The following is an 833-nucleotide window of genomic DNA, read 5'->3' on the forward strand; positions in this document are numbered from 1 at the left end:
CCACTGGACTTCCAACTTAAGCGAGTTTCCGCATTGAAGTGCCTCCGCGCGCTACGCTTTAAGCGCTCCGGCAAGTCAATGCGCCCAGTCCTCTTTTAGTGCTCGTAAAGAAATCCCCCAAACTCTGCATGCCAATTCGTTAATAACCGTGCACATCGCAGAGATTTTTCGATTTTTCTTCTTCACTCGGCGAATCAGCAGCCTTCGGCTCTGACGTTCGCCTCGCTCAGTGCGAAAAATCTCAAATCTCACCACACGAATATTCGTACACTAAAGTATCGCAATTAAGCTGTGGGTAGTTTGGTGGTTGGGGGATTATTCTTGGTGTATAACGTGCAGTAGCACTAATGCTAGTGTTCTCTAAGCAACAAGTAATCAATCTCTGCAGAGCAGTACCGCAAAGCTACAGGAACATTTGCCGGGAAATTTTCCGGCGTTTGTTTCCTCTGTTTCGGCGTGTCAACGCGCGTATTAATTTGCAATATCTCAAATTCGTGGTATTCTATTTAAGTTGTCTGCTTAGCAAGCATTTAGTTGCTGGGCAAACAGTTTGGAGAATTCGCCTAGTGGTCTATGGCGCACGCTTGGAAAGCGTGTTGGTGTAACAGCCTCACGAGTTCGAATCTCGTATTCTCCGCGCCTAGGGTTTCTAGCCAATCGCTAGAAGCCCTTTTTTCATGCCGAAAACCCTTGAAATATCAACGTTTTTGGCTTGTTTTCAGTGTTTTTCTGTTTTGCATTTTGTATCATTAAGTGCCATTATTTTTGATTATAAGCAGGGTGTATAAAGGGGTGAATATCGGGTTATTTCCCAAAAAGGGTGTAAAGCTAAG

The 833-nt window shown here is 44.7% G+C and carries 1 tRNA gene; it reads left to right on the top strand.

Features of this window, described 5'->3' with window-relative positions:
• Positions 1–552 precede the first annotated feature (552 nt).
• Positions 553–637: transfer RNA gene (locus HMPREF3208_RS06135), tRNA-Ser, on the top strand.
• Positions 638–833 lie beyond the last annotated feature (196 nt).

Origin of the sequence: Gardnerella vaginalis (genome assembly GCF_001546485.1) — a bacterium.
Taxonomy (GTDB): Bacteria; Actinomycetota; Actinomycetes; order Actinomycetales; family Bifidobacteriaceae; genus Bifidobacterium; species Bifidobacterium vaginale_D.